This window comes from Streptomyces sp. NPDC021080, assembly GCF_044333225.1.
Taxonomy (GTDB): domain Bacteria; phylum Actinomycetota; class Actinomycetes; order Streptomycetales; family Streptomycetaceae; genus Streptomyces.
In genome coordinates, this window is the sequence record NZ_JBIRQM010000055.1 from 1 (window position 1) to 2,635 (window position 2,635).

A 2,635-nucleotide genomic window follows, 5' to 3' on the forward strand; every position below is an offset into this window, starting at 1 on the left:
CGGGGCTCCTCTGCTCCTTCAGCGCGCCGACTGTACTGCCGCTGGGAGCCATCGATACACCCCACCCCGGTGAACCTTCGCGGTCACAGCACTAGGCAAGCGGCGGTTCGCATGATCGACCTCTACACGATCGGCTCCCAGCACCCGGGTACCGATCCCACTTGGACCACCATCGACATCCAGGGCACGGTGAAGGACCAGCCCATCACCCCAGCGCGGCAGTTGGCGGGGCTGACGTACAAACCGGCACCCCGGCTCTACTACACCGTGGCACCGACCAATCCCGAAGGCCCGCTCCTGTGCAGCATCAGCACAGCCGGAGCGCTCGAGATCCTGGGCCCGACCCGCCAGACCATGACCGGCGGGATCGCCTACCACAGCGCGGACGACTGCTTTTACGCGCTCTCGAACGAGTCCGACGGATCCGTCAAGCTCTACAGCATCACCATGAGCGGCCAGGCCAGCGAACTGTTCACGATCACCCTCGGCGTAGCCGTCGGCCTGACCTACGTGCAGGCGAGCGACACCTTCTACGCGCTGATCACGCAGGACAACTTCACCTGGTTCTACTCCATCAAGACGAGCAGCACCGTGACCAAGCTCTTCGGCGCCGGGCTGCGCGTATTCGGCGGGCTGTGCCACTCGCCGTCGGAGAACCTCTTCTACTTCGTGGCGAACGAGGAGGACGGCTTCTCCTACCTGTGGACGCTCGCGCTCAGCGGCAGCGTCGTGAAGCGAATGGGCCTCGGCTACAACTTCAACCACGTCGGCATCAGCATGTCCCCGTGGTTCGGCGGGTCCATGAACATCAAGAGCCCGCTCGAAGGAGAGCGCTTCGTCGGCGGCGAGACCACCTCGCTCGACGCAAACATCCTCAACGCGACCGGGCCGTCCTGGAATAGCGACGGCATCGCCTGGCAGTCGAGCATCGACGGCGCGCTCGGCACGGGCTCGCCGACCGTCACGCTGTCACCCGGTACACATGTGATCACCGCTTCGAAGGAGCGCCTCAAGCAGAGCATCACCGTACGCGTGTTCGCCAACCTGGGGACGTTGTACCAGGCGGCACCCTCGCCGGCGGAGATCGGCCGCGTGCTCGGAGACTTCACGTTCGACTGGGTGGACGGCGCCTCCGGCGACCCGACCCAGCGGTGGGACTCGTATCCCGGTTTTCCCTTCGACCAGACCTCGCCGAACCCGTCGCGCACCGCCGTCATCGCGAAGCTCGACGTGCTACGCCACCAGCGGTTCTCCGAGCCGCTGCCTTACGGGACGGCCGCGACCGCCTACGAGCAGGTGCGGCTGAACACGCACACGATCCGGGTCTCGCTGGACACCGCGCTCAACATGGCGGGCGGCGGAGTGATCAACCTCAACCGTACGTTCACCACGTGGTGGAACAACCCTGCGACGCCTACCGTGGCCGCCCCGTACGTCCACTCGCTGTACCTGTTCAACCACGAGAGCCGGCACAACGAGCCGGGGGACCCTGGCCATGCCACGTGCACCGCCTGGACGGGCGCTCCCGCCATCGACGACGGCATGGACGCGACGTTCGAACCCGGCAGCGGCTTCGCTCGCGCGACGCTCTACGTCATGTGGGTCTACAAGTACGCGCGTTACGACCCCCCGGCGATCCGCACGGAGGCGAAGAACATTGCGGTGCAGCAGTTCAAGGACCGCTTCTGCGGGCATCCCACGAGCTCGAACCCCCTCGTGCGGGCGCTGCTCACCGAGCTGTGGAACGCGTGAGCCCTCCTGGTTTGATCTTTAGACCGTGTCCTATGTCGTGAGGCGGACGAACCTCTTGTAGCAGCAGAGGGCGGCTCCGACGCCGTGATCACACCAGCCATGCCAAGATCATCCCACCGGCGCACGGGCGGAGATGTGCGGTTCAGAGGCCTGGGATGAAGTCGGGCTCGATCCAGAGCGCGATCACCTTGCCCCTCACCGTCTCAACGAACGCAACAAGGTCCGGCACGAGGCTTGCCGAGGTCGCAGGAGAGCTCCACTGCTTGATCACCTCGTACAGGGTCCGAGTCTGTGGCTTGACGCCGTCCGCCAGGACGGCCTTCCCAGCCTCCGCACTCTCGCGATCGGCATCGACCGAGACCGTGACGCGGTCGTCGCCGGACTCACCCTGCCCTGGAACTCCGGCGTCGCCGAAGGACACGTCAACCGGATCAAGATGCTCAAGCGCCAGATGTTCGGCCGCGCCGGCTTCGCACTGCTCCGCAAGCGAGTCCTGTTGGCTCACCGATCGATGTCAGATGCGCGCGATAGCTTCCCGGCATGGGTGTGTATCTGGTGAGCGTTGGCGCGGAGGAATGGTTCGATGACGAGGAAGATGGGTGGGGCGAAGTTGCTTCAGCGCTCAACGCTGAACTCAGGCGGCGCGGCCTGCCGCCCTACGAGGACGTCCCCCTAGAGACGGACTTCGTACCTGGCTCAGGGCAAGCTTTCGAGGAGAAACTGAGCCCCTCCATGACCGGGTTCCTCGCCCTGTGTCAGACGCACCTGTCACAAGAGGAATCAGAGATCGGGTCTGGTGCAGGTTCGGGTGACAGGTTCGGTCACGCGGCCTGGAGGGCCGGTGCGATCATGACGGTCTCGAATTCGACGGGGGTCAGTCGGC

General features: G+C 65.2%; 1 protein-coding gene and 2 pseudogenes. All 3 read left to right on the forward strand.

Going from position 1 to position 2,635, the window contains the following annotated elements; all coding sequences use genetic code 11:
• Positions 1-111: 111 nt before the first annotated feature.
• On the forward strand, positions 112-1,752 hold the full coding sequence (locus ACH4S8_RS45050; RefSeq protein WP_398405168.1) for a hypothetical protein: 1,641 nt from the start codon (positions 112-114) through the stop codon (positions 1,750-1,752).
• A gap of 292 nt (positions 1,753-2,044) precedes the next feature.
• Positions 2,045-2,311, forward strand: a pseudogene (locus ACH4S8_RS45055) (transposase); the annotation flags it as partial.
• A pseudogene (locus ACH4S8_RS45060) lies at positions 2,293-2,635 on the forward strand (hypothetical protein); the annotation flags it as partial. The pseudogenes ACH4S8_RS45055 and ACH4S8_RS45060, both read left to right, overlap by 19 nt.

Coding starts and splice junctions, on each gene's coding strand:
- ACH4S8_RS45050 (WP_398405168.1), top strand. CDS start 112: ATGATCGACCTCTACACGATCGGCTCCCAGCACCCGGGTACCGATCCC.